Origin of the sequence: Lyngbya aestuarii BL J, from assembly GCF_000478195.2 — a bacterium.
Classification (GTDB): Bacteria; Cyanobacteriota; Cyanobacteriia; order Cyanobacteriales; family Microcoleaceae; genus Capilliphycus; species Capilliphycus aestuarii.
This window is the reverse complement of the sequence record NZ_AUZM01000296.1, coordinates 1-750: the sequence shown is the minus strand read 5'-3', so window position 1 is coordinate 750 and position 750 is coordinate 1. Positions and strand designations below refer to the sequence as shown.

At 43.3% G+C, this 750-nt stretch carries 1 protein-coding gene; it reads left to right on the top strand.

Features of this window, described 5'->3' with window-relative positions:
- Window positions 1-750 (top strand): cadherin-like domain-containing protein (locus M595_RS28185; protein WP_023069949.1); only part of this gene is annotated, 750 nt, incomplete at both ends.

Sequence of the window (750 nt, the reverse complement as noted above, 5' to 3'; positions counted from 1 at the left end):
AGACAGCACTGACGAAAATACAGCCATTAATATTGATGTCTTAAGTAATGATAGCGACTCAGACGGTGATAGTCTCAACGTCAGTATGGTTGATGGTACAAACACCAAAGGTGAAGTTAGCATCAACAACGACGGTACAATCAGCTATAACCCCAACGGTCAATTTGACGCTCTCGAAGCAAATGAAACCGCAACAGATAGTTTCAGCTATACGATTAACGATGGTCAAGGGGGAACCGACACAGCTACCGTTAACCTGACTATCAACGGAGTCAGTGCAACCACTCAACCGAACGATAGTGGCGATAACGGAACTGACAACAACAATAACAACACAGGGTATAACATCATCAGTGATTTTGATCCCAACACAGCTTTTGCGGGGATGAAAGAAATAGATGATCTCGAAGCAACTAACGGGCCAGATCAATTTATTCTGGGCAATGGTAGCACAGCTTTCTACAACCAATCAAATTGGGATGATCGCGCGCTCATTAGTGGGTTTAATGATGCACAAGATAAGATTCAACTGCATGGAAGTGCCAGTGATTATGAGCTAGTACAAAAGAACGGAGATACCCGCATCTTCTATTATGGTGAAGGAAGCAAAGAGATGATTGGAATTATCTCCGGTTATTCCAGTTCAGTATCTTTAACCGACGATATCTTCACCTACGTCAACTCAGAAAACTCTGAACCCACTCCCCCAGAAGAAGAACCCGTTAACCAAATTCCCACAGCCAACAACGA